The organism is Bremerella sp. TYQ1, from assembly GCF_020150455.1.
Lineage (GTDB): Bacteria > Planctomycetota > Planctomycetia > Pirellulales > Pirellulaceae > Bremerella > Bremerella volcania_A.
In genome coordinates, this window is sequence record NZ_CP083740.1 from 2,783,469 (window position 1) to 2,807,055 (window position 23,587).

The following is a 23,587-nucleotide window of genomic DNA, read 5'->3' on the forward strand; positions in this document are numbered from 1 at the left end:
TTTTCTTTTGGTGCTACCAACGTGCTACCCGCTTTCGTGCTACCCATGGCGATCTTTCTCCCAAGAGTAGCACAAAGGCCCCTGCAGCGATCAAGACACGAAAAAAGCCTTCCATAACTTGTTGCGATGAAAGGCTTTACAAGTCGGGGTAACAGGATTCGAACCTGCGACCTTTTGACCCCCCAGTCTTAAACCGGCCTCTTTCCCCGGTTTACCCTCAAATGCCCATCGTTTGATAATCGTTGACGCCCCTTGTATTTACGGATATCCTGAGTTTGATCTTGTGCTACCACGTTTGACCCCATCAGTAGCACCGGGGTAGCACAGACCCAATTCGCAACCGTCAAAAAGTCGTTCGATGGCCACGAATACCGAGAAGGCCAAGCGTCTTCCGTTCTCAAAAACCAGGGTAGCCGCCCTGCCCGTTCCCGAGTCTGGCCGGCGTTACTACTACGATTCCAAGACGCCAGGGTTGGCCGTCTGCGTGACTTCCACCGGCAACCGAACATTCTACGTTTATCGAAAGATCGACGGCCGACCGATTCGCCTGAAACTTGAGAAGTTTCCCGAGATGTCGGTCGAACAGGCCCAGAAGAAAGCCAAGCAGGTCATGGGGCGGATGGTCGACGGTTGGGACCCTCAAGCCGCCAAGCGATCTAGACGAGACGCTCCCACGCTCAAGGACCTCTACGAGCATTGGTTGACCCATGCCAAGCAGCACAAAAAGACATGGCCTGAGGATGAGCGGAAATGGAAACAGCATTTCACCAAGCTGAAGAATCGGCGGTTGTCCGATCTGACCATGGCCGACGTCGCCAAGTGGCACGCGTCCCTGGGTGAGAAGAACGGGCCCTACCTGGCCAACCGGGCCCGCTCCCTACTTTCATCGCTGTACAGCAAGGCCCACGAGCTTGGGCACAACGGCCCCAATCCGTGCCTGCACGTGAAGCCGTTCAAAGAGACGTCACGCGAGCGATTCCTTCAGGTGGATGAAATGCGGCCATTCTTCACCGCTCTAGCATCCGAGCCGGCTGTGTGGCGTGACTTCTGGCTAATGTGCCTATTCACCGGGGCGCGCCGAGGAAACGTCGCATCCATGGCTTGGAAGGACCTGGCACTCGAACAAGGCGTCTGGCTGGTCCCTGGCGATCAGATGAAGAACGGTCAGCCGCAATCGGTCGTGTTGCCACCGCCTGCTATACAACTCCTGCAGCAGCGTTCCGAGGACCGAACAGGCCCATGGGTATTTCCATCGAAACGCACCCCTGACCAACCGATCCAGGATCCGCGCAAGTCGTGGGCGCGCGTGACCGCAGCTGCTGGCCTGGAAGATCTGCGGCCCCATGACCTGCGCCGGACGCTCGGCAGCTGGCAAGCCATCGCCGGCGCGTCGCTCCAAGTGATCGGCGCAAGCTTGGGTCACAAAGACCTGAAGTCCACGGCCGTCTACTCTCGCCTGCAGCTCGATCCGGTCAGGGTATCGGTCGAAGGCGTTACCCAGCAGATGCTCGAAGCGGCCAAGCCAAAGGATGGTGAAGCGTGAGTCAAATATCCGACGAAGAACACCAGGAAAGAGTGGCAAAGGCCCTCCAAGGGTTATGGTCTCAAGTCCGTGAACTTGAAGAATCTCGCCGGCGTGAATTCGAAACGGAATTCCCGGGGGTTCGATATCCACAGACTGAGGATGAATGGGTTGAACTCGCTTATATGCTCGATATACCAGGTGAAGAAAGTGAGTGGAGAGAATTGGCCCAAAAGGGCCAACTGAGAATAAGAGTCCGCGGCCGGCTTCGGAGGCTCAAGCTCTTGGAAACGTCAAAAACCAGTCAAACCATCACATCATCTACCGCATTGGCAACTCAACGACTGCAAGAACGGTATGATTCAGCCCAAGATAGATTCGCAGAGTACAGCGAAGACGAATTTGAAAAAGAACGAAAGGAACTAGGCTTGGATCCGATTACTTCGGAATACAAGCGATTCATCCGAAGCCGCAAGAGTGACGTGCGTAAACGCTTTAGGACCAAGTCTCCGAAAGGAACGCGCCCGAACACTTCGGGCGCTCCCAAAAAACTGAAATAATTACACCTTCATCTCTCGGCATTTCTGTCGGTTTCCCTTTCTTTGTCACAAAAAACACGCGCCCTAGATTTTCGGGCGCGTTGTCTAATTTTCCCGAACGGCTCTAAGATTTCCTCGTAGATGATTGAATTTGATTCCCAAGCACGAGGATTGATAATGTCCACCAATACCACTAGCGTCAACGCTACTCGACTTTTGACCCGCCAAGAAGCTGCCGATTTACTCGGCATTCGCCCTCAGACACTCGCGAAATGGGCCACGACGAAGAGTCATTCTCTGCCGATCGTTCGCATTGGTGGCGCCGTGCGTTACCGGCTCGAGGACTTGGAAAAGTTCATTGCCGACAATACTCAATACTAGTCTGGCTTGCAGCGTGCAGGAATTGCCTGCGATGACCTATGCAGTTTTGCTGCGACAAGTACATTTCAGCAAATGCGAGCAAGTCTAAGGCAATGCAACAACTAAATTTGCAGGAGCAATTCTCATGGTTTCAGATTCCGCACCTGAGCAAGTAGATCGTCTTCTCCTAAGGAAAGACGAGATGGCCAAGGCCCTGGGGATCTGTCCGCGGCTGCTTCACAACTGGGAGAAGCATGAAGGTCTGCCCGTCGTCCGTATCCGAGGGTCAATCCGGTACAGCCCAGACGCGGTGCGGACATGGATCGCAGAACGTACAACCCGCGCGATTGAATCGCCCAAGAGTGAGTAATGCGTCAAGAAAAACAAAAGCTCGGCAAGGCGACCACCTTTCCGAGCTTAATGTTTTGGGTATTCCCTTCCCGGCAAGGCAGGAAAACCGATCTTTTATCACATACTCTTTTAGCTAAAGAACCATGCGACAAATAGATACTACCGAAGACACGGCACTTGAGCAAGCCGATTTGCTCACAGATCCCCAAGCACTCTTTTCGAACTCAATCGCAGCCTCTCGGTCATTGGTGAAAGAGCTAAAGTCAAGGGTCATTACTCTCGATGCCGTCGTACGGCTGGCCAATTCGAATGGTAAAATGTGGGCATCTGTGGCCACGTTGTCATACCTTGCAGGACTCCCATCCCGTACGGTTGAAAAGCACCTAGCGAAGCTCGTAGAGCAAGGCTATCTCCTGAAGCTGGGGAGACGTGGTAGGCGTTCGGTCACATACCAGGTGACTGCCAAATACTGGAGTGCGATCTCGGGGCAAGTGAAGCTCCTGATTCCCCGATTTGCGGGGTGGTCATGGGCAGAACTCATCGTGTTTCGATATTTCGCGGGGTCAGAAAATGCCTCGCTATTGAGCGCACGCAATGCCGATGGGAATCTTGGCGCCGAGTTACACATACGACGAATTGCCACGATCGCAGCGACTTGCTCACTTGCTCGCCAGACTATTCTCTCGGCGCTTGAACGTCTTGAGAGCCGCGGTGTTATCGAAGTTGACCCCGAAAAGGGAGGCTGTGTCAGTGTCTGTATTCTTGACGCTGCGATGCCCTCACGGCTACCAACGGCACTACCAAGCTCAGAGGGGCAATCCATCATCGTTCCGAAAATCAAACGTGAAAAAAATGGGGAGCGGCTTGAAAAAAATGGGGAGTGTGATCGCGAAATTTTGGGGAGTGAGATGAAAAAATTGGGTGGTGTTCTTAGAGAGATACCATCTAAGAGTAATCATTCAGAAAGAGAAACCATCTCTAAGAACCACTGCCATGACTCGGCAAACGCCTCACATGGCAGGCTTTCTGCTTCGGTCGATTTGGGAATTTCACAGGATCTGACGCCTAGAGTCGAAACGTCACGGCCGCAGACTTTTGATAGGCCACGCCTCAAGAAAGTCCTATCGGCGCCTCGATCGTCCCAAGAGCAGTTTGAAGACTTCTGGTCAATCGTGCCGAGCCATCGCAAACGCGACAAGCGAAAAACCTGGTTGGCATTCATTGACGCTCTTTCAAAGGTGGATGCTTCCCACCTCGAAACGCAAGTGGGCCCTTGCGATGATGAGAGCCGGGCTAAATTTCTATCGAGCCGTTTTGCATCGTACCTAGCAGCTGTGGAGAGACATGGTGGACTCGCAAAATGGCCCTATGACTGGCTTCTAAATTGCGATTGGGAGAATTCGCAAGCAGACTGGAAGCAAGTTTTCCAACGTAATGAACATGGTAGAATTCCGCGAAGGAACTTCCAATCTTGTAATCCCAACTGACTAAACCGAGTCATCGACACAAAGCCCGGCAAGGCATAGCACCACATACGAGATGCAAACCCATTCTTGGAAAACGCTATGTGTCATCGTCGAATTGTCCGAAGCCAGGCTGGCTGGGTGGTGAAGGAGTCGGGAACCGGCCGCATCCTAGCCGAGGTTCCTATCGATCCCGTCTGGGAGCACCTTGAGCCTGCAGAACGCACCGCGAAAGAACTTCGAAACTATCCCAAGCTAATGGATTTCGTTCGGCACAGAGCGTTTCACGGCGATGATGAAACGAAGCGGATACTCAAGGAACTGGCTTAATGTCGAATGCCAACAGCAGTTTGGCGACTGCACGCAAGAGCCCGAGGGAGGATTCTATGCCTAAACGCTCCCGCAAGTTCGAGAACACCATGCACCCAGTTCCTGATCGGCGAAACAGTTCTCTCAAGACTCGGCATCTATCAAACACAGTGGTCCATATCCACCCCGAGGAATACGAGAACCTATTTCGTCGGCTCCGCTACCAACTTCCTCGCGGTCTATTCCATGAGGCAGCAGGCACCCTTAGTGCGTTTATCGAAAGCAAGAAAACGGGCGACTGTGATTTTGCAAACTTCAAACACGCGGAAGAGTTGCCCCTGGCGCTTGCCGACTCCATCGATCCGATGACCCTTCAACTTCTCGAAAAGGTCGATATTCGGTTTATCAAGGATCTTGAGAAGCTGGACGCCGAGGAAAAACTTGCTCGGGCCAAAGTGGGGCTCAAACGTCGAGTTGCCCTTGAACTGGCGATTAACAAGCTCAAAAACGACTTTTGGCGATGGCGGGGCAAGGCTAAAGGGGTGAAGCGTGTCGGACCTGCATGACATATCCGAGTGCCGACACAGCCCCGATTTTGCATGCGTCATTTGGTACGGCCGATTCTACGAATTCAATGAGCGACAAGCAGCGATCATCAGAATTTTGTGGCCGGCTTGGGAGCAAGGACTTCCAGTTCGGTTTCAGCAAGCCGTTTTAGCTGAAGCGGCCGATACCGAATCTAACGATTTTGAATCCGCCAGAATGTCAAACATCTTTCGGATAAACGGGGCGAAACACCCGGCGTTGCTTGACGGCATGATCGTGATGAAGAACGGTACTATCGCACTCGGGGCACGTCCTAAGAATCTGGAAGAAACTTCGGGTTGAGAACTAGATGAGAGCCAGGTGAGACGGATTTGAGAAATGGACTTCGTAAGCTTTTGAGAAATGACGATTCTTAAAGCCCGTCGGAGTTAATCGCATGCCAGCCATCATCGCTTCCCCGGTAGACAATCCATTTGAATCCCCTGCCGATTTCCTATCGGCTGTTGAATCAGCAACTTCCAGCCATCGGAATCATGATCCAAGGCTCCGTGAATTCTACCGGACGCGCATGCAGGCAAACGGCGGTGGTAACACGCTGGAAGATCCGCACGGCGGTTTCTTGATGCCAGCCGAGTGGTCTCCGCTAGTTCAATCTCTCAACTTTGAAGACCCAACCGACCGATTCGTTCGAGTTGTGCAAGCAAGCACACCCAACGTAAAGGTACCCGCCAGGTTTTCTGCCGAAGGCCGAGATTCAAGTTCCACCGGAGGCCTGTTAGCACGTGGGAGATTGGAGACACAAGCTGACGAACCGAGCCGGATGAATCTCAAGAGGATTGAATTAAGTCCGCGATACCTTGGCGGCGTTTCGTTCGCGACAAATCAATTGGTCAGGGCCGCAACTCCCCAGTTCACTGAGCTTCTGGCAGCAAGTTTCCGGGAAGAGCTCGCCTGGGAAACGCTCAATCATCGAATCAATGGAACGGGCGTCGGTGAACCTCAAGGCGCTTTGAACTCCGCTTGCAAGATTGTTGCTCCCAAGGAAGGTGGCCAGAACGCAAATACCATCACCGGTAATAACATCGTCAACATGGCTAAGCGATGTTGGAACTATGAGCGTGCCATTTGGTTGGCCAACCATGACACGATGCCTCAACTCGCTCAAGCTCACCTTGCAGGAACCAATAGCGATCGGTTCCTCTTCACCCAAGGCGGTCAGTCTTTCATGTTGAACTGCCGCCCAGTCTATTTCACCGAGTTCGCGCGAAGCCTGGGGACCGAAGGTGATCTCATTCTTGGCACATGGGGTGAATACCTCGTTTGCGTCTTGGGTGGATTCCGAGGCGAGGCATCTGTGCATGTGCGATTCGTTGAACGGGAAACGGCGTTTCGTTTCTGGATCGAAATTGACTCAAGGCCGTGGTGGGAAACGCAATTGACGCCTCGCTATGGATCAAACCAATTGTCCCCCTTCATCACTTTGGAGACCCGCGACTAATGAACACGCAAACCACCAAGAAGCCTCGCGAATACTTCGTACCTGAGAAACAGCTTGGCGAGGCTTACAAGTTTATCCGCAACGCACTGTCCACGCTTGCCACAGGACGAGAGGACATTGACTTCAGTCGAATGGAACTGTGCTACGAGCAAATCGATCGACCGTGGAACCTGGTAGCCAGCGATGTTTACAGCGTGCGACATGCCAACGAACTGGAAAACGAGATTGCCCAGATCTCGAAAGAAGAGCATGACGAAGCAGTTGCCGACGCTAACGATATTGCTTCACAGATTGAAAATCTGCGTGAACAGATCCGCGATGCCCAGCATCGGCTTATGGCTGCCAAACGCAAAGCGGATAAATGGGCCTTTCCAACAGGCCGACTGCGACAGCTGCAGTCAGACAACCCCGATCTCTTCGCGGATATCGAAGAGTTGAGCGAGGGCGGCAGAATGGCAACGGAACGGCCATGCAAGGTTGCCGTGCTGCACGAAATACGGGCCGCTCTCCAACGCTAACCTGTGGCATTTGCTCCCCTTTAATCCATCGACACCAAATAAGAAGCCCAATCCCATGACTGAGAGCCAAGCAGAGACATCGTACTTTTCCGGACCTGGCACGCGACGTGAGGCCGTTGTCTTCATTCGCGAGGCATGCCAGGCAATGTCACAAGGGGACCATCATGAGGTTGATCTCCCCATGCTCGAAGCCGCCTATGGCAGGATTGGTCGCAACTGGCAGCGACGGTCAGCGGACTTCGCTGCGATGAAAAACCACATTAACAACATCAAGCAGCTGGGAGAGAGTATGGGCGGCTTGGACTTCAATCAGTTGCGGCAGCTAAGAGACGATGCGGATGCCCGTTACCAGCAGGCCAAAGAGGAAAGAGTAGCAGCCCGGCAACGGCTTAACGGTGCGAGCCATCTCGATGGAATGATTAAGACCATCGAAGAGAACAATCCAACGCTGTTCGCGGATCTCGATCAACTATGCGGCAAGGCCCACCCTTCGACGGAAGCAGATGTTCCACTGAAAGAACAATCGTTGCCATAGCGGCGGATTGTCTGCCATAAGAACACACCCCTACCCCCTGGCCTGCCAGAGGGGGAGGGCGGGTCAAATCCTCCCCGGCTGGCACATAAGACCGCCCGTTTAAGCGTTTACGTTTTTTGGCAAAAAACGATAGGGGGGGTAAATCACTGCCAATGGCAAAAAGGCGAGGGGGGTAGGCCCTCAAGATTTTCCCTTCGAATGAGTTCTTGTAGCCGGAGACAGGCTGAGCAAACCATGCAAAACGGCGCTCTCACTTGTGATCCTCGGAAGCCTCTTCCGGCCGCGGTCGTGCGACGTGTTCGCCTTCCGTGGTCGGATGGCTTTCGATTTAGCTGTTGGTGGCTCGACGGTCCTTCCCTCACTGTCTACAAACCAGAAACAGTCGCTGGGTTTCGTGAGTGGCAATACAAGGATCATCCAAGCGCCGAGTTCATCGATATGCTGCTTATCGACTTCTTTCGTGCAGTCAAGCTGGAAAACAACTGAGGCCGTGAAATGAGTACTAACGAGTTATTGCCGCTATTTCGAAAGAATGAAGTACTTGCGATTACCTCGGAAGGTTACGACCAGATGGTTCGTATGGCGGAATCTGGAAAGAAGATGCGTGATGCCGCAGGGCCAGCGGCTCGAGGGACTGTTGCAGTTATCCCGATTAAAGGCCCGATTCTCTACTTCGATTCTTGGATGGGCGTCAATACGAACCGTATTGGCGATGCTATTGAGGCAGCCGCTGACAGCCCGAGAGTTTCCAAGATCGTTCTCGACATCGACAGTCCAGGCGGCACATCGTACATGACGCAGGAACTATCAGATCGAATCCTTGTGGCTGGCGAAAAGAAGCGGATTGAAGCGGTTGCCAATCCTTTGTCGGCCTCTGCTGCCTACTGGATTGGCAGCGCGGCTCATCGTCTCTACGCAACACCATCAGGTGATGTCGGCAGCCTCGGCACCTATCAGATGCACGTTGATTATTCCAAGGCAATGGAAGATATGGGCATCCAGGTCACATTCATCCACGCTGGGAAAAATAAGGTGGAGTGGTCACCTTATCACGAGCTGAAGCAGGAAACCATCGATCATGCCCAAGAGGAGGTGAACCAGGTCAATGATCTGTTCATGTCCGATGTTGCCCGCAACCGTGGTGTGCCCAAGTCGGTTGTAACCAGTGCAGCGTGGGGGCAAGGAAGGACGCTCATTGCTTCGCGGGCTCTAGCGGTTGGCATGATCGACGGCATTCGTACGCTAAACAACGTGGTCTCTGACAGGCCTTCCAAGACCCATACACGTAGCGTGGCTGCGATGAACACTCAAGCACAGATTACCGACTTGTTAAATGAATCCTGGGAAAATGGCTATTCGAGCCGGTTTACCCCCGTCAATGATGGGTTGCGAGATCAGATTGTAACGCGCCGTCGTGATCGGGAGCGGGCTACTTTGGCAATGGCGAAGCTCACTCAGAAGTAAATGCTCTGCGCTGGATTTTAGAGCGAAGCGCAAACGGAGATGATTGATTATGGCCGGAACGGTAATCGCCAACCTGAAGATCATGCTATCGGCCAGTTGGGCGAAGCTGAAGAGCGATTTTGGCAAGGCCAGCAAAACCGTACGAGGTTTTAGGACCCAGGTCGCCTCTTCGATGCACGATCTTGTCAGTGCTTTTGGTGGGCTTGGTGGCGCAGCCGGTCGCCTCACTACACAGATCGCAATGCTTCATGCTGTACTCGCTCCGCTTGAAGCCACCGTAGCAGCCGTTGTTGCAGCACTGGCTTTGCTGTTCGCCGGGACTATGTTTGCCGGTTGGGGCGTTACAATCGCCGCTCAAGCGGAGCAGGCTGAAGTAGCCATGACCACAATGCTGGGCAATGCTCAGCATGCCAAGGCAGTCATGAGCCAGGTCGAGCAGTTCGCCGCTGAGACGCCGTTTCAGACCGACGTGCTGACCAAGTCGGCCAAGATGCTCGCCGCATTCCAGTTCCAAGCGGGAGATATCATTCCGACGCTTCGGATGCTAGGGGACGTCTCCGCACTGATCGGTGCCCCGATCGACGAGATGGCCGAACTGTTCGGCAAGGCCAAAGTCCAGGGCCGCCTCTTCATGGAGGATATCAACCAGTTCCAAGGGCGTGGCGTGCCCATCATGCAGGCTCTGGCGGACGTCATGGGGGTCAGCACCGAAGAGGTGCGAAATCTGGTCTCCGAAGGGAAAGTGGGCTTTGCCGAGTTGCACGCTGCATTCTCTTCGCTTACGTCCGAAGGAGGCAAATTCCATAACGGGATGATCGCTCAGTCGGAAACGCTCGCCGGTCTGTGGTCGACACTCAAAGATCAGTTCTCGTTAATTGCCAAGGACATTGGGCAGGACTTACTGCCCATTCTGAAAGAATTGACGAAATATGCGGTTGCTGGGATGCGAGGATTTAGAGATGGAGTCCGCGGCGTGAAAGAACTTCTTGGACTTGATGGAGGTAAAGTCTCGATCGATCTCCCCAAAGAAGATTTCTCGAAGGCAACGGAAGGCTTAAAACAGGCTCAAGAGTCTTTAAGGGAAGGTACGAAAGAGATCAAGAAGAACACTCTCGATGTTGCGAAGATTACCTCTGATGTCCAACGGATGCAGTTCGCAAGTCCGGTCGGTGCGTTCAACCGTTACACAACGTCAGGTTTTTCGGCAGTGGAAGCGGCCAAGCGAGCAAGTATCAATGAAGAGAAGCGTGAGATCGAACTACAAAAGCGAATTCTTGATGCGATCAAAGAGGGCAACACAATCGCGCTCAGCAATCGCGTCACTGTCCATCGACGTAGGATGTAGTCATGAAGGCAAGTGAATTTCTTATCAGTTACGAGCAAACGTATCCAGAGAAGAGTTCGGTCGAAGGTCTCTTTGTAGCTTTCAATTGCTTTCGCGAAGCGAGCCGTCAAGGAGTTGAGCTTTCAGACGAGAACTCGGGAGACCTTGCAAACATGTGGGCATTACGTGCCAGACAACTATGGGAACAAATTGAAGGACTTGATGAGGAGTCCGACGCATTGACTAGGCGCAGTAATGCCGGAGAGATAATTCCTCCAGAGGAATATGCCAAGTTGGCGACCAGGGTAATCAAGATGTACCGCAAGGCAATCGATGAGCAGATCCTGATTCCCAAGTCTTGATTGCCGATTTCTCCGAGACACAATAGGGCCACGTTAAATCATGGTCACTCTCGGGGAAACGTTCGATGACATCGGAACAGCAGGTAAAGTCTTTTTGGGATAAGCACGGTCGCAAGATCATCCTCGGGGCATTCGTCTTTCTCTTTGCCCTCTGGATAATTCATCCATTCATCGTTTCCGGCATGCTCTTCATCATCGGCCGGAACGACACGCCAGCCAATCAAGGAACGCTTGGGGATTCCTACGGCGGGCTCAACTCGCTTCTATCTGGTATCGCAATGATCGCGGCCGTATCCGCGGTACTGATTCAAACCTTCGAATTCAAAGCCCAGAGGGAAGAACTAGGCCTTTCGCGCGAGCAGCTAAGACTTCAACTCGAAGAGATGCAGCAACAGCGAGAGGAAATGTCTGCTGCAAATAAGGTCAATCAAATTCGACTTAGTTTTGATAAGAGCGTTCACGAATACAGTATTCGGAAGGACTTTCTCGCACTTTTTGACGAGTTCCATTCCGATGAAATGAAGGATGCAAAGAACACGGTCTATTGGCTCAAACGGACAAAAAAGCACAACGACATAGTTCCGTACATCCTGCACGCCCTAGATCCCAATCTGGCTCCTAGTCCTCATGAAAACTTTAGACCCAAAGATGGGATAACAAATGATCAGGTCAAGACTAGTGCTAAGCGTGCTTTAAACCTAATCGCGTTTTATCATCGACTGGCTATTTCTCAGTTGGAAGAGAGATATTTTGCACATTTCATTGAGTCGATTTGTGATCATCGAGAGATTCTTGAAGACTACGTACTTCAGTCGCAGTCCGCATTTCCTACCGCAGCACCGCCATGGACTTATACGATACCTATTTTAATCGATAAGGCAGTCTTGATGGCGCACATGTCTGGCAAACACCAACAACTGATCAAAGAGACTGCGGAAGTACAGTCCAATGAAGAGGCGAACTAAATCACTTTGGCAAGCTCACCAATCTACTTCTGTCTCTTTCTTTTTCGCTCTGATTCTATTGCCCCTAACCTGGCAATCGTCTTGAGCTTCCTTCGCTTTGATTGCGGTTCATCAACTGGTATCTCAAACCGAGCGAATTTGGTTAAGTCATCATGGAGAACATAGGCTGTTTTTCCCAGCCAGACTCGGCGTAGCCCCTGCTTGAACCAGTTGTAAATAGTGCGTTGTGAGACGCCGAGTTTTTCAGGAAGATCCTTAACCCTCGTCATATGATCGGGGTGAATCCGCTCGATTTGAATTCCCACGATAAGGGCACAGCCAATTTACGATTCTTGAGTTTGGCGAATTCAGCGGCTCTTCCCGCCCTTAGCAATAAAACGAGTTTTCGCGATTAGAAAGTCAAGCGATTAAAGACAACGTGACGATACAAGAACCAGTGTAGGCAGCAGCAACTGCCCATTTACAATTCCATCACGTTCTATTTGAAAGGGATTTCAAATGGCGAAAGCATTGCTTTCAGGCGTGGTGGCAATCGCTCTTGGCCTTGGCCTCCATTCCTATGCAAAATTGCATGGGGATGATTGGGTTATCGATCTTGGTAGCGATGCCATCCGTCTCATAGAGCAACTGATCGGCGTTGTCGAACGGTTTTCTTGAGTCAAATGAGATTTGCGACCGCAATAAAATGCGAGAGCGAACGAAGGCCGGCCCACAATGGGTCGGCCTTATCTATATCCACAAAGAAAGAACGCGGACAACTCGGCGTCTGGGTGTATACACCCAGTCAGCTAGCGATACTGGGAACGGCAATGTCAGGAAGCACCATAGTTACTTCGAACCGTTCTCTGGAATCCATCGATTTCATCAACCAGCACACGCTCAATATGCTCAACCATTTTGGATCTGTCCTGAAGGAATTCGCCGGTTGCCATCATGCATGGAAATGGCTGACTTGCATGACCCGTTTTACCGGGATCCATAATAACGGTCAGTCGTACTTCTGATGCCGCACAATGCAGAAACAGTGCGATCGAAGCATCGTTCTCTCCAGAGAACTTGTAGGACATGGATAGTATGACGGTCTTTTCTCCGCCACGAATGTGCTCTTCGTCGTCAGGCCCTCGAAGAACTCCACCTGGAAACTCAGTTTGAATTATTTCCAGAGCCGGTTTGATGGTATCGCGAAACAACGCATGCCCCAGCCGCACTGATTCACTAAGAGCCTTTCGGTTCGCATCTTCGATCTGCTTTCTCTGCCGCTCCTCTTCCGCTTTTCTTGCGGCTTCCTCCTCTTGTTGTCGCTGAAAACTCTTGTCGACTTTCTCAGTTTTACGTTTGAACCGGCTGGCAAAATCGTTTCCGTCGCTCAAATCTAATCCCCCCGAGCAATAACCTGGGAATTGCACAACAGTGGTACCAGGAACAGTACGACGATGGTTCACCTATCATCCCGTAGCAGTTCCGCCATCGTGCAAGGATACCGAAACGCTGCTACGCATGCACGCAGGTATTCTATGTTTTGCAACGCCTCATTTTGCCTCAGGGCGTTCTTGATTTCCCAAGTCCCTGTTGACCGAGACGCCCGAATATCGCAAATTGAAAGTTCCTGATTTGGTCCTGAGAGCGTGATAACTCAAAGGATTGAAGCCAACTTGTTACAATCGGGAAATAACTATGTTTGTACGTAAGTACAAAGGGCAACAGCCCGAGCCTTCGTGCGTCCGTTCATTATTTGAGATCCGTCAGAGGACGGGGAGAGAAGACGACGCGTCCCTGGGTAACAACAGGGATTATCACCCGGGGGTTCGGGCTGTTGCCGTATCGGTACGAGCGAAGCGATCCAACTGGGGGATGTCGCGGCCATGGGGCTGGACTCCCCTTTTTTCGTGCGCTCGGCCGGAAAGGTCATTTTCGATGACGGCTCAAGAGCGAAAGACGGAACGAGACGGAGCGAACGCTCAACAGGGTATCGCCTCCAACCAAAGTGAAGCCTCCGAGACTACCATTAAGAAACTCGAATGGAGTCCCGAGGTTGCCCCAGGTCTTCGGGTTCAGTACTGTGCAGACACAGCTCTCAATGGTGACGATGGCAAGCCTGATCCCGATTCTCTCGGACAAGTGTACAAGCTGTTGTACGAGGGCCATGTAGACCGAAATCAAGGCGAGCGTTTCGAACTGCTGGCCAATATCGACACGCGGAAAAGAATGGTGGTTGAAGTTGCTGCAGATCGCCTCAGATCTGCGGCCGCGGAGCTTTTAGCAGTTGCGGAGCACCTTTGCCCAACTGCTCTTGAAGATCTCCCCACGCTGCTTGTAGAAGAGTTGCAGCCAGATGGAAAGCGGGCTCGAGTGATCGAGATGGAAGATCCGCGAATGCTCTTCTGCCGACATCATGCGGAGTACCTTCGCAATGGCAACACGACTCGGGCAATCGTTTGTCCTGAGCCTGGTATAGTGCCAGACTTCAGTTTCACCGACAAGGGATTGCAGCGAGAGATCGACGCCGGAAAATACGGCACCGCTGCGGACTAATCCACCGATAGCCGGTCCGAGAGGCATTCCCCAGTGAGCCTCTTGGGCTGGCAATTTCGATAACTCCGCTTGCCCTGAATGGGGCTGAGTTCTAATGGCTGGCGAGCAGTTGGTAAAAACCAGCAAAGCCACCAACAGCCAAGAACTGCAAGACGACAGCCCAAATGAAGGCAACTTGCACGTATCTCGGTTGTTTCGATAGCCACTTGAAGAATAATTCCAAGACCACTTCACGTTCTCCTATAGACGATCTGCGCAGCAACAGGCATCGAAGTCATCGACTATCAAGAGAGTTCGCCTTTAACGATTTTGAGGAAGATTTAGCCCAATGACCGGCACAAAGAAAACCCCTGAGAACGCCAGCTTTGTGGTTTATGAACTCGAGGCGCTAAGGAAGTCGTTCGAAATCTTGATTGAGCTGCAGAAGGACTCACGAATTGGCACAGGACACGGCCCCAACAGTAAATGGGAAATCAACATTCACCTGGAATCGTTTCTATTGCATTTCCGCCAACTTCGAGATTTCTTCTACGGCATTAAGAATCCCCACAGGGATGACCTATTTGCTACTGACTTTATCACAGACTGGGATGAAGAGTGCCCATCCTTCATTGCTGACTTGCGAGGCAAACTCAATGCTTCTCTCGCACATATCTCTACCCAGCGTTCTCAATACATGCCTCCGAATGATGACTGGGAGCTTGAGAAAATGACTGCGATGCTTCGCAAGACGATCGACAAGTTTGACCGCAAATGTATAGAGGAAGGAATATCCAGCTGGTTTGACTACCCTCAGCGACTCGGCACACAGGACTCGAACTAGCCAAGCAGATTTGTGGGCCCAAACATGTAAGAGCCCGGAGATCGACATGCTCACCAACGGAATTAAGAAAAGCCCGGCAATACCCGGGCTTTTCTTTTGGTGCTACCCGCTTTCGTGCTACCGATACCTATCTTTCTCCCAAGAGTAGCACCGGGGTAGCACAAAGGACCCTATAGCGATCAGGGCACGAAAAAGCCTTCCGTAAATCACTGCTACGAAAGGCTTTACAAGTCGGGGCAACAGGATTCGAACCTGCGACCTTTTGACCCCCAGTACGACATACACCCCGGGTTTTCCGGGGTTTTTTAATGCCGTTGTACCTAATTGATTCCCCGAGAATGCCAGAATTAGGTACAAATGTACCTAATCTGACCTTTTGACCACAGGGCGAATTAGGTACAGCAAGTTCAATGAATTATTACGAATACTGCAAAAAGACCGGCATAAAACTTGAACTTTCACCGCACCGGGGCAAGACCTGGAAGAAGTTCCACAAAGGCAAGTATTACTATTTTTCGCATCCGACCACGAAAGCCGGATACGAACTAGCCCTTGAAGAGTGGATTTTAACGAAGGCTCAAAAAGACGGACAGCGAGAACACGCACAGCAGATCAATCGCTTGTTGCCGCACTTTCAGAAGGTAATCCATTATTACAGCGTGATGGGATGCCCGAAGAATGAGCAACGACTCCGACAGCAAGTAGTTGAATTTATCTCAATGCTTGAAGAACTTCTATCTCTCCCCAAGGCAGACGTAAGAAATGACTGTGTTAATTTCGCCTGGGATAATCTCGAATTCCTAAACGAATTCGTCGATAGTGGGCTACTCCGTTTTCAGGTATCGCAAGGCGGATACAAGTTATCGGATAAATGGTTGGATCGTCTTGAGAAGATGGCACCACAGGAAGCCGACAAGCTTCCCCAGACAATCGACTATTGGCTTCAAGCCTATCTAGGACGAACGGAAAACCGAGTAAATCGGACGATTAAGAAGAACACTTCGAACGATAGAGCAGCGAAGCTAAAGCCGCTTGAAAAGTATACCGATAAGCTCGCCCACGTTTCGCATTTGAACGGTGCATTTGTCGAAAGCTATCACAGCTATTTGGATGACCTAAAGGCAGTCAAGACAGCCAAAAAGGGAGAGAAGCCGAAACCAGGAAAGGAACTTGCGAAGTCCACGAAAGAAGGATACTTCAAAGCCTTTCGCATGTTTTGCCGTTGGTTAGATCGGCAAGCCGGTTGCGAATACGACAAGCCTAAAAACCTTGACGACAGGGAATACGTTTTCAGAGAACCGGCAGGCCAAGGGCGAAAGCGTATGAAGCGGAAAACTCTTTTATGGATAAACGAAGAAGTCGATCAAGCATTAGAGCAATTTCCCGAAACCTATGGTTGTTTTCTCTTGCTCATGCTCAATTGCGGCTTTCGGCATTCCGATATCAGCAACCTTCGACATGATGACCTAGACCTAGAAAATGGTCGGCTTATCTACCAACGGGAGAAACTGAATCAGCAGCTAACGGCCCCAGTCGTCAATTACAAGCTTTGGGCGAAAACGATTGCCGCCATACGTGAAGCAAAAAGCGATGATCCTGTTTATGTATTTCGAAATGCCTCAGGCGGTCCCGTTGAAGACAGCATGAAAAGTTGGTGGAAGCGATGGCAAAGGGCGAATGCCGATAACCCTTTGGCTTCCAAGCGATGGGACTACCTGAGAAAAACAGGCTCAACAATTGTCGCACGATATGATAATGGCTTAGACGAAATATATTTAGCCGAATCGCTTTCTACGACCGCCAAAATCCATTACACATTTACCGATGGCGAACCTTGCGAAAAACTAGATAAGGCAATCGCCTATCTTGGCTCAGAATTCGGTTTTTGCGATCCACCGGCGAAGACGATTGAGCTAACCCCTGAGATCGTTAAGGCATTGGCCAAGGCAAAGATAAAGGTTTAGGCCAAGCACTTTCACCGCGTACGCGGTGAAAGTGCTAATTGGCACAAAGACAACAAGGAATGCTCTGCATGTATGAATTCTTAGTCGATATTATTATCCCGCTCGTTGCTGGAATTGCCGTACCTTTTATCTCGGTCTACTACGCAGCTAAATTCGCTAACGTGGACGCATGGAAGCGAGAAGCTAGGGAACAACTAGTTCTTATCGCCGAACACGTCGATAAGCTTATCGTCGAAACTGTCGAGTTTCGATCATGGTGGCTCTCTCAAGACATTAATCAATTCGATACGTCCGAGCGTATGCATTTCGAGGATGAACAACTATCGAGGCGTAGCCGTAGATCGTCAAAATTGCGACAGATATCGAATGATATGCTCACGGTTAAACTTCTCTTTGGGCTACCAGGGATTCCTTTGTATGAGCAACTTGCCGCTCTTTCTAAATACGTCAACGACTCTGAGAGAAGGCATCGAAAAGACTTTGAGGGTGAAACAAAGGAACTGCCGTTGAAAGTATTTGGTGAGATCGAAAAACTTGGCGATTTCGTGGCACACCGATCAATATTTAGCGATGTCCATCCAGGTACACCACCGCCAACCCTGTTGCCGCCAAATGAGGAAGACAAGCCGCTTGAAGATAACCCTCCAAACAGCACCACAACTTAACGGGCAAACGGGCAAACGGGCAAACGGGCAAACGGACAGACGGACAGACGGACAGACGGACAAACGGACAGACGGACAGACGTAAACCTTCCCATCTATTGATTCTCTTATTTGGTTGTCTCAGCTAGACGGCCCGTGCTTTTTATCGAACCGTCTAGGGATGGCGAACGTATCGCCCCCTCAGACATTTTTTCTTAGGTAAAATGCGACTTATTAGGGGCCTACATACAGATTCAGGCATTTAATAACACGATCCAGCCAAGTTAGAGCAATACCCCCTGCAAAAGTCTGTATCTATAGGCTCAGAATACGCCCGGTCATGTCGTTCTAGAGAGAGTGAATTAAACAACAGGGGGTTTCAAAAAACCGGTTTTTCTGAGGGTGGCAGTAAATGAACACCCGCCCCCTGCTTACGTTTTTCCTGGGGAAAAAGCCCCTTTCGAGAAGGCTCCCTTGATACCCCTTTTCCCTTGGCGATAGATCACGACCACGTTTACGCCGCATCGCGGCGTAAACGTCGGCCCCTACTTCTCTGCCCTGGGGGGAGGGGGAATATACCCGTATTTTCTGGCGCAGGGTTTCACATGGCGACCTCACCCCATGCGTACATATTTTGGACCGTTTTGGGGCATTCTGCATTTCTCCATATTTTTTACATTTTTCCATACATTTTCGCATATGTCTTACTATCTATATTTTGTATACTTTTCAACTCATACCTTAACAGGAGTTCAGAATGTATTTAACACTAGACGCAGTTTCAAAACGGCTCATGGTTAGCCGCCCAACAGTGGTTGGCTTGATCAAGAGCGGGGAACTAAAGGCAATAATGGTTGGCACTCAATATCGAATTACTGAAGCAGACCTAACGGCCTATTGTGAATCGGCAGTATGCCGATAAGCATCACGGCTTTCGATTTTCGCTAGCGGTGTAGCTATCGAAAACGAAGGCAATACCTTTCGACGAAAGGACAGAATTACTTAGCATTAACTGCCGGACGATCCGGCGAAGGATAACACCCCATGGGTGAAAAATTTGTAATCGGAGACGGAAGCAATCAACCGGAAATTAAACCAGGGCAACACGTTGCCAAGTTCAAGGGCTTAGAGCCGATCACCGAAGGGCAATTCGGACCTTATCGGCCCTGGGTTTTCGAGGGCGAAGACGGAACGATCTACAAGGGATTTTGCAATGTCCCGAAGTCCGGTCCTAAAACAAACAATCAGCTAGGGCGTTGGTTGTGCGGACTAGCTGGCAAACCATTAGCAGCAGGCCAAGAGATTGAACCGGATGCCCACATAGGACAACGGTACATGCTGTTCTACGGTGAAAAAGATGGCAAGGTAAAGCTCCAAGCCATCACGAAAATGTAGTTCCGACAAGCAAACAGCCTACCGGCTTGGAGCCGGTAGGCTGTTCTTGTTTTCCACGAAAGAAAGTTCTCATTTATGATTTAACATTAACTTAGTAATATGTATACAGAAACACTCAAAATAGCGCAAGCCTATATGGATTTAGGCTATGCCGTTTTCCCCATAAATTACGTTCGCTCAGACGGTACTTGCTCTTGCGGCAGGGATTGCGGAAAGCAAGCAGGCAAGCATCCGGCTTGCCGCCAAGGCTTCAAGGTTGCCACCAAAGATATCGAGACGTTCAAGGGGCTTATGAAGAATCTCCCTGATTACAACATCGCCGTAGCTACCGGCGAAGTCTCAGGCATTTGGACTTTAGACGATGATGACGTAGAAGCCAATCGGGCAATTATGGACCGTTTACCTGAGACGGTTTGCTTTAAGACCGGCTCAGGCAATCGGCAATTTGTCTTTCGTTATGACGAAAACTCGAAAGACTTAAAACTTGCTCAGAAGGTTGGCGGTCATTCTATCGACGTTAGACCGGATGGCGGTTATGCAATCTTGCCGCCAAGCAATCACGTTAAAGGTTCTTACGAATGGATCGTCAGTCCCGACGAGATGGAACCGTCTATTGCCCCTGGTTGGCTTATTGAAATGCTACCGAAGACGGATAAGCCAAAAGCCGAAAAGGCTAAGACTCAGAAGGACGATTCTGCCGCTACGCGGCAGAATCGTAGCGGCGAAACCTTCCACGTTGGCGATGAGATGGAAGCAAGGGCAAAGGAATACCTTGCCGAATGCGAACCAGCAATTGAAGGCGAAGGTGGAATGAACAGAACCTTCAAAATCGCCTGCTATCTTATCGAGCATTTTGGTTGTCTCTCGGATGAAACCTTGCTTGATTGCATGGAAGACTGGAACAACCGTTGCGAACCACCTTGGACCGAAAAGGAATTACGCCGCAAGCTTTCAGACGCACGAAAGAAAACGGAATATAAAGGCGAAAGCAAAGACCCCCAAGACAACCAAAATATAGAAGATGACAAAGAGGAACACGAAGCTCACCTAGAGCCTGAATTCCCAAGCCTTGGGAATGAAGCTTACCAAGGCTTATTTGGGGAAATCGTTAAAACGATTGAGCCTGAAACCGAAGCCGATCCGGCAGGCGTAATGCTTTCGCTTTTGACTGCCTTTAGCAACGTGGTAGGAAATAGACCTAGATTTACCATCGGTTCAGGGCAGCAACATTGTAATCTTTTCGGTTGCATCGTTGGAAATACCGCAAGCGGTAAGGGGCAAGCTTGGTCGATAGCCAAAAACATTATGCAAAAAGCCGATGCCGATTGGGCAACGTCCAGTATCGAACGTGGGCTATCCTCTGGCGAAGGCTTAATCGAGCGTGTTTCAGACGATGCAGAATCGCCCCATGATGCCCCCGAAGAACTAAAAAGGTTAATGGTTATAGAAGAGGAATTCGGCAAGCCTTTAACCGTAATGAGAAGGGAAGGAAATACGTTGTCTAAGGTTTTAATTTCCGCTTGGGACAACGAAAAACTAGCCTGCATGAATCGAGGTAAGAACAAGCTATTCGCATCGAGTGCCTATATCTCAATCCTTGGGCACATTACCCCCGACGAGCTAAAAAGCTACCTGAAAAACTCGTTGGATTTGTCCAACGGCTTTTGCAATCGCTTTCTTTTTGGGTGCGTACGTTCATCCAAAGACCTACCGCATGGCGGTAATCATAGAATCCTAGATCGTTTCACATCTCCCATGCGTGATGCCATCGCTAGAGCCAAAAGCATAGGCGTCATGGAACGAAGCGAGGAAGCGAACCGACTATGGGAAATCCATTATGCAAGGTTAAAACATTCCAACGGAAAAGCGGCAGAACGTGGGGCTCCCCAAGTCGTAAGGCTTTCAATGCTTTTCGCTCTAGTCGATGGATCGGCAACGATATGCCGAGATCACCTAAAGGCGGCTTTAGCTGTATGGGATTACTGCGAAGCTTCGGCCCGTTGGCTGTTTGGTGGCAATGATTCCACGCCAAGCGATCCAGTTGAGGCAAAGATAATTGAAGGCATTCTAGAAGCTTTAGAAGATGGACCGAAGACGAAAACAGCTATCAGAGATCGGCTATCCAGTAGCAAGCAAACCCGAAAGCTATTCCCCACAATCTTGGAAAGCTTACTGGCAAGCGGAAAGATTGAGATGGACGGACAACAATATCGGCTGTCCGTTGTCCGTTCTGCCCGTTCTGTCCGTTCAGAATCAGGAAACGGGCAAAACGGACAAACGGGCAAGCGGACAGAAGCTTATTCCGAACGGGCAAACGGACAAAACGGGCAGACGGACAGCGGATACGAAGAAGCCGAAAGCGAAGATGCCCTGGTGAACCTAATCGACTGGCGAAACCTGAACGGTATAGAATTTACCAAGCGATCCAATGGTCTAATTTGGGTGTCTAATCATTACACCCATTTGCTGACGCCATCACTGGAAAGTGCGATAAGGGATCACCAAACCGAACTTGAACCGCTTGCCGTTGCTGACGATGACAAGCGGGATCAATTCTACAAGCAGGTAAGCGAAGAACTACAGATTATCTGCGATGGCGATAAGCCGACACTAAAGCCGAAGGACACAAGCCGAGCGATATCGGCAGATGAATTCCTTGCCGAACTTAGAGCCTTGAACGAAGAGTAGATCTGATGGCAAGTATTGAAAAACCTGTGCATCTTTGCCGCATAGCGGCAAAGATGCAAGAGGATAGAAGGTTCACATTTCAGAATGCGTGAATAACTCAATGGCGAATTTCGAATCTCTAAAGCAGCTAATCGCAAACACTTTATACAGGGTCAAAGCTTACAACCTTCCAAGTGTTTGCCTGTCCCTAGGCATGAGCGAAGGTGAAGAGTCCGAAGCTCGTTCTAGCAAACGCCAATATGTACTTAGCCGAATCGAAAATTGGGATGATAACCAAGCTCTTGAACTCGCTGGCAAAGTACAAGCCCGATTTCCAGATGACTTTCTTCAAAAACAAATTGAAGAATTAACGCCTTCGCACCCACTTGCGATTTCAGAGATAACTCGGCAAGCAATTTTTTCTCGTCTAGATGAATTCGGAACCATCGAAGGCAAATTGGATATCCTCACATTTATGGAACGGCTTTGGCCGCTTCAGTCGATGCGTCCTTCGCTTTGGGACTATGACTGCATGAATGCAAGGGACGAAATCATCAAGCACAAAATCCAAAATGATGATGATACATTCGTGCAAATGCTTGAACGCATCGAAGTGCTAGATATGTCGAACACAAAGCTAGTCGAATTGCTTGAGCTTGCGGCACATCCCCTAGTCCGAGTAGATGACGATCAATCTTCGTTCGTCAGCGCATTTGATGCGATATTGCGTAAAGATGGCTTAGAGTTCGTACCAGCCGAGCAAGTCTCTGGCTATCCGGTTTTTAAGATCGTCCCTATTTCTCAAGGTGTAAAAGGCTCGTTCAAGAATTTAATCTTCGCTGCGATTGGCCTAAAGCCTGAAATTGTTTTGAAAGATGCTCTAAACAACGATCTCGAAATCGTCAAACATAAAGACAACTGCTTGATTTATGACTTGCCGATTTCAGGACTAGATGGCCTAAGCTGGAAACAGCTAAAGGAATGGTATTTCGGAAAGCATAATTGGGACGACAACGAAGACTCCGAACGTGATTTCTACAGACGACTTCGACAATCTATTCCCGAAAACTCACCTGGGGAATATCTGATTTTCCAAACCTATTTCGGCACGTTTCGTTCAGAGTATGGTGAATCACTCCCAGCCCTCATTCCCCAAGTCTATTTGCATTACGATCCATACACTGCACGCCAATTGAACCAAAAACGATTAGAGCGGCAACGAATGGATTTCCTCTTACTTTTGCCGTCGTCCGCTAGAGTGGTGATAGAAGTAGACGGGAAACATCACTACGCCGATGGCGAAAAACCATCTCCCAAGAAATACAGTGAGATGATTTCGGCAGATCGAGATTTAAGGCTTGCTGGCTATGAAGTGTACCGCTTTGGTGGCTTTGAGTTCATGGATGATGAGACGGGCAAGGAGTTGATAATTGAGTTCTTCCAGTCTCTATTTCAAAAGCATCGAGTCCCCAAACGACCACTTCCCGACAGCGAATAGATGAACCTAAACATGAAAACACTTTGCCCGCTACGCGGGCAAAGTGTTTGGTCCGAATGCCGCAAGAATTAGGTACAACCTGAAAACCTAATTAGAAAATTTAGGTACAGCCGAAACTAGATGCGAATTAGGTACAGAATCACCCAAAGAAAAAAGCCCTAAACCGTTGTGATTTAAGGCTTTACGTAGTCGGGGTAACAGGATTCGAACCTGCGACCTTTTGACCCCCAGTCAAACGCGCTAACCAGGCTGCGCTATACCCCGTGGTTTGCCGCTGGGCGTGTGTTGGGACACGCCGGGGTGGTCGT

The 23,587-nt window shown here is 50.3% G+C and carries 25 protein-coding genes and 2 tRNA genes; 24 read left to right on the forward strand and 3 right to left on the reverse strand.

Features of this window, described 5'->3' with window-relative positions; all coding sequences use genetic code 11:
- Positions 1-358: 358 nt before the first annotated feature.
- The 16 genes from LA756_RS10785 (at position 359) to LA756_RS10860 (ending at position 12,413) form a co-directional block, all read left to right on the forward strand.
- On the forward strand, positions 359-1,543 hold the full coding sequence (locus LA756_RS10785; protein WP_224439884.1) for a site-specific integrase: 1,185 nt from the start codon (positions 359-361) through the stop codon (positions 1,541-1,543).
- A complete protein-coding gene (locus tag LA756_RS10790; protein WP_224439885.1) occupies positions 1,540-2,082 on the forward strand; it encodes a hypothetical protein in 543 nt (180 codons plus the stop codon). The genes LA756_RS10785 and LA756_RS10790 overlap by 4 nt, the downstream gene beginning before the upstream one ends.
- 156 nt (positions 2,083-2,238) lie before the next feature.
- Positions 2,239-2,442, forward strand: coding sequence for a helix-turn-helix domain-containing protein (locus LA756_RS10795; RefSeq protein ID WP_224439886.1), 204 nt, complete (start codon positions 2,239-2,241; stop codon positions 2,440-2,442).
- Between the two features lie 124 nt (positions 2,443-2,566).
- Positions 2,567-2,791: a helix-turn-helix domain-containing protein gene (locus tag LA756_RS10800; RefSeq protein ID WP_315858350.1), complete on the forward strand. Its 225-nt coding sequence runs from the start codon at positions 2,567-2,569 to the stop codon at positions 2,789-2,791.
- A 124-nt stretch (positions 2,792-2,915) separates the two neighbouring features.
- Positions 2,916-4,259: a hypothetical protein gene (locus tag LA756_RS10805; protein ID WP_224439888.1), complete on the forward strand. Its 1,344-nt coding sequence runs from the start codon at positions 2,916-2,918 to the stop codon at positions 4,257-4,259.
- Positions 4,260-4,337: 78 nt separating this feature from the next.
- Positions 4,338-4,565 carry a hypothetical protein gene (locus LA756_RS10810; protein ID WP_224439889.1) on the forward strand — a complete coding sequence of 76 codons (228 nt, stop codon included), beginning with the start codon at positions 4,338-4,340 and terminating at the stop codon, positions 4,563-4,565.
- A 56-nt stretch (positions 4,566-4,621) separates the two neighbouring features.
- On the forward strand, positions 4,622-5,110 hold the full coding sequence (locus LA756_RS10815) for a hypothetical protein (protein ID WP_224439890.1): 489 nt from the start codon (positions 4,622-4,624) through the stop codon (positions 5,108-5,110).
- A gap of 416 nt (positions 5,111-5,526) precedes the next feature.
- A complete protein-coding gene (locus LA756_RS10820) occupies positions 5,527-6,588 on the forward strand; it encodes a phage major capsid protein (RefSeq protein WP_224439891.1) in 1,062 nt (353 codons plus the stop codon).
- Positions 6,588-7,106: a hypothetical protein gene (locus tag LA756_RS10825; protein WP_224439892.1), complete on the forward strand. Its 519-nt coding sequence runs from the start codon at positions 6,588-6,590 to the stop codon at positions 7,104-7,106. Before LA756_RS10820 ends, LA756_RS10825 begins: the two co-directional genes overlap by 1 nt.
- Before the next feature lie 55 nt (positions 7,107-7,161).
- Positions 7,162-7,641: a hypothetical protein gene (locus tag LA756_RS10830; protein ID WP_224439893.1), complete on the forward strand. Its 480-nt coding sequence runs from the start codon at positions 7,162-7,164 to the stop codon at positions 7,639-7,641.
- A 234-nt stretch (positions 7,642-7,875) separates the two neighbouring features.
- Positions 7,876-8,127, forward strand: a complete 252-nt coding sequence (locus LA756_RS10835) for a hypothetical protein (RefSeq protein ID WP_224439894.1) — start codon at positions 7,876-7,878, stop codon at positions 8,125-8,127.
- 9 nt (positions 8,128-8,136) lie between these two features.
- Positions 8,137-9,105, forward strand: coding sequence for a S49 family peptidase (locus LA756_RS10840; RefSeq protein ID WP_224439895.1), 969 nt, complete (start codon positions 8,137-8,139; stop codon positions 9,103-9,105).
- A 49-nt stretch (positions 9,106-9,154) separates the two neighbouring features.
- Complete coding sequence (locus tag LA756_RS10845; RefSeq protein ID WP_224439896.1) at positions 9,155-10,450, forward strand: tape measure protein; 1,296 nt, start codon at positions 9,155-9,157, stop codon at positions 10,448-10,450.
- A gap of 2 nt (positions 10,451-10,452) precedes the next feature.
- On the forward strand, positions 10,453-10,791 hold the full coding sequence (locus LA756_RS10850) for a hypothetical protein (protein ID WP_224439897.1): 339 nt from the start codon (positions 10,453-10,455) through the stop codon (positions 10,789-10,791).
- Between the two features lie 65 nt (positions 10,792-10,856).
- Positions 10,857-11,756 (forward strand): hypothetical protein, encoded by a 900-nt coding sequence (locus tag LA756_RS10855; protein WP_224439898.1) that lies wholly within the window; start codon positions 10,857-10,859, stop codon positions 11,754-11,756.
- A 498-nt stretch (positions 11,757-12,254) separates the two neighbouring features.
- Positions 12,255-12,413 carry a hypothetical protein gene (locus LA756_RS10860; RefSeq protein WP_224439899.1) on the forward strand — a complete coding sequence of 53 codons (159 nt, stop codon included), beginning with the start codon at positions 12,255-12,257 and terminating at the stop codon, positions 12,411-12,413.
- A 155-nt stretch (positions 12,414-12,568) separates the two neighbouring features.
- On the opposite strand, the gene LA756_RS10865 is transcribed toward LA756_RS10860, so the two are convergent.
- Positions 12,569-13,198, reverse strand: a complete 630-nt coding sequence (locus tag LA756_RS10865) for a hypothetical protein (protein WP_224439900.1) — start codon at positions 13,196-13,198, stop codon at positions 12,569-12,571.
- Between the two features lie 472 nt (positions 13,199-13,670).
- On the opposite strand from LA756_RS10865, the gene LA756_RS10870 reads away from it, so the two are divergent.
- The gene (locus LA756_RS10870) at positions 13,671-14,288 is read left to right on the forward strand and encodes a hypothetical protein (protein WP_224439901.1); all 618 of its coding nucleotides are present in this window, start codon (positions 13,671-13,673) and stop codon (positions 14,286-14,288) included.
- Positions 14,289-14,616: 328 nt separating this feature from the next.
- Complete coding sequence (locus LA756_RS10875) at positions 14,617-15,111, forward strand: hypothetical protein (protein WP_224439902.1); 495 nt, start codon at positions 14,617-14,619, stop codon at positions 15,109-15,111.
- Positions 15,112-15,342: 231 nt separating this feature from the next.
- On the opposite strand, the gene LA756_RS10880 is transcribed toward LA756_RS10875, so the two are convergent.
- A tRNA-Ser gene (locus LA756_RS10880) sits at positions 15,343-15,446 on the reverse strand.
- Positions 15,447-15,521: 75 nt separating this feature from the next.
- On the opposite strand from LA756_RS10880, the gene LA756_RS10885 reads away from it, so the two are divergent.
- The 6 genes from LA756_RS10885 to LA756_RS10910 all read left to right on the forward strand — a co-directional run bounded on the left by LA756_RS10885 (position 15,522) and on the right by LA756_RS10910 (position 23,279).
- On the forward strand, positions 15,522-17,075 hold the full coding sequence (locus LA756_RS10885; protein WP_224439903.1) for a tyrosine-type recombinase/integrase: 1,554 nt from the start codon (positions 15,522-15,524) through the stop codon (positions 17,073-17,075).
- A 68-nt stretch (positions 17,076-17,143) separates the two neighbouring features.
- Positions 17,144-17,740: a hypothetical protein gene (locus tag LA756_RS10890; protein WP_224439904.1), complete on the forward strand. Its 597-nt coding sequence runs from the start codon at positions 17,144-17,146 to the stop codon at positions 17,738-17,740.
- Positions 17,741-18,512: 772 nt separating this feature from the next.
- The gene (locus tag LA756_RS27340) at positions 18,513-18,641 is read left to right on the forward strand and encodes an excisionase family DNA-binding protein (RefSeq protein WP_369123652.1); all 129 of its coding nucleotides are present in this window, start codon (positions 18,513-18,515) and stop codon (positions 18,639-18,641) included.
- Positions 18,642-18,763: 122 nt separating this feature from the next.
- Entirely contained in the window at positions 18,764-19,114 is a 351-nt protein-coding gene (locus tag LA756_RS10900; RefSeq protein ID WP_224439906.1) for a hypothetical protein, read from the forward strand.
- 99 nt (positions 19,115-19,213) lie between these two features.
- Entirely contained in the window at positions 19,214-21,802 is a 2,589-nt protein-coding gene (locus tag LA756_RS10905; protein WP_224439907.1) for a bifunctional DNA primase/polymerase, read from the forward strand.
- A gap of 100 nt (positions 21,803-21,902) precedes the next feature.
- Positions 21,903-23,279, forward strand: coding sequence for a hypothetical protein (locus LA756_RS10910; protein ID WP_224439908.1), 1,377 nt, complete (start codon positions 21,903-21,905; stop codon positions 23,277-23,279).
- 189 nt (positions 23,280-23,468) lie between these two features.
- Here the strand turns inward: LA756_RS10910 and LA756_RS10915 are convergent.
- Positions 23,469-23,543 (reverse strand) — tRNA-Pro (locus tag LA756_RS10915).
- Positions 23,544-23,587 lie beyond the last annotated feature (44 nt).

Bases quoted from the DNA above. Each gene is read 5' to 3' on its own strand.
- LA756_RS10855 (WP_224439898.1), top strand. From the start codon at position 10,857: ATGACATCGGAACAGCAGGTAAAGTCTTTTTGGGATAAGCACGGTCGC.
- LA756_RS10815 (WP_224439890.1), top strand. From the start codon at position 4,622: ATGCCTAAACGCTCCCGCAAGTTCGAGAACACCATGCACCCAGTTCCT.
- LA756_RS10860 (WP_224439899.1), top strand. From the start codon at position 12,255: ATGGCGAAAGCATTGCTTTCAGGCGTGGTGGCAATCGCTCTTGGCCTT.
- LA756_RS10830 (WP_224439893.1), top strand. From the start codon at position 7,162: ATGACTGAGAGCCAAGCAGAGACATCGTACTTTTCCGGACCTGGCACG.
- LA756_RS10795 (WP_224439886.1), top strand. From the start codon at position 2,239: ATGTCCACCAATACCACTAGCGTCAACGCTACTCGACTTTTGACCCGC.
- LA756_RS10835 (WP_224439894.1), top strand. From the start codon at position 7,876: ATGCAAAACGGCGCTCTCACTTGTGATCCTCGGAAGCCTCTTCCGGCC.
- LA756_RS10800 (WP_315858350.1), top strand. From the start codon at position 2,567: ATGGTTTCAGATTCCGCACCTGAGCAAGTAGATCGTCTTCTCCTAAGG.
- LA756_RS10825 (WP_224439892.1), top strand. From the start codon at position 6,588: ATGAACACGCAAACCACCAAGAAGCCTCGCGAATACTTCGTACCTGAG.
- LA756_RS10890 (WP_224439904.1), top strand. From the start codon at position 17,144: ATGTATGAATTCTTAGTCGATATTATTATCCCGCTCGTTGCTGGAATT.
- LA756_RS10850 (WP_224439897.1), top strand. From the start codon at position 10,453: ATGAAGGCAAGTGAATTTCTTATCAGTTACGAGCAAACGTATCCAGAG.
- LA756_RS10805 (WP_224439888.1), top strand. From the start codon at position 2,916: ATGCGACAAATAGATACTACCGAAGACACGGCACTTGAGCAAGCCGAT.
- LA756_RS10905 (WP_224439907.1), top strand. From the start codon at position 19,214: ATGTATACAGAAACACTCAAAATAGCGCAAGCCTATATGGATTTAGGC.
- LA756_RS10810 (WP_224439889.1), top strand. From the start codon at position 4,338: ATGTGTCATCGTCGAATTGTCCGAAGCCAGGCTGGCTGGGTGGTGAAG.
- LA756_RS10785 (WP_224439884.1), top strand. From the start codon at position 359: ATGGCCACGAATACCGAGAAGGCCAAGCGTCTTCCGTTCTCAAAAACC.
- LA756_RS10910 (WP_224439908.1), top strand. From the start codon at position 21,903: ATGGCGAATTTCGAATCTCTAAAGCAGCTAATCGCAAACACTTTATAC.
- LA756_RS27340 (WP_369123652.1), top strand. From the start codon at position 18,513: ATGGTTAGCCGCCCAACAGTGGTTGGCTTGATCAAGAGCGGGGAACTA.
- LA756_RS10845 (WP_224439896.1), top strand. From the start codon at position 9,155: ATGGCCGGAACGGTAATCGCCAACCTGAAGATCATGCTATCGGCCAGT.
- LA756_RS10885 (WP_224439903.1), top strand. From the start codon at position 15,522: ATGAATTATTACGAATACTGCAAAAAGACCGGCATAAAACTTGAACTT.
- LA756_RS10820 (WP_224439891.1), top strand. From the start codon at position 5,527: ATGCCAGCCATCATCGCTTCCCCGGTAGACAATCCATTTGAATCCCCT.
- LA756_RS10900 (WP_224439906.1), top strand. From the start codon at position 18,764: ATGGGTGAAAAATTTGTAATCGGAGACGGAAGCAATCAACCGGAAATT.
- LA756_RS10870 (WP_224439901.1), top strand. From the start codon at position 13,671: ATGACGGCTCAAGAGCGAAAGACGGAACGAGACGGAGCGAACGCTCAA.
- LA756_RS10840 (WP_224439895.1), top strand. From the start codon at position 8,137: ATGAGTACTAACGAGTTATTGCCGCTATTTCGAAAGAATGAAGTACTT.
- LA756_RS10875 (WP_224439902.1), top strand. From the start codon at position 14,617: ATGACCGGCACAAAGAAAACCCCTGAGAACGCCAGCTTTGTGGTTTAT.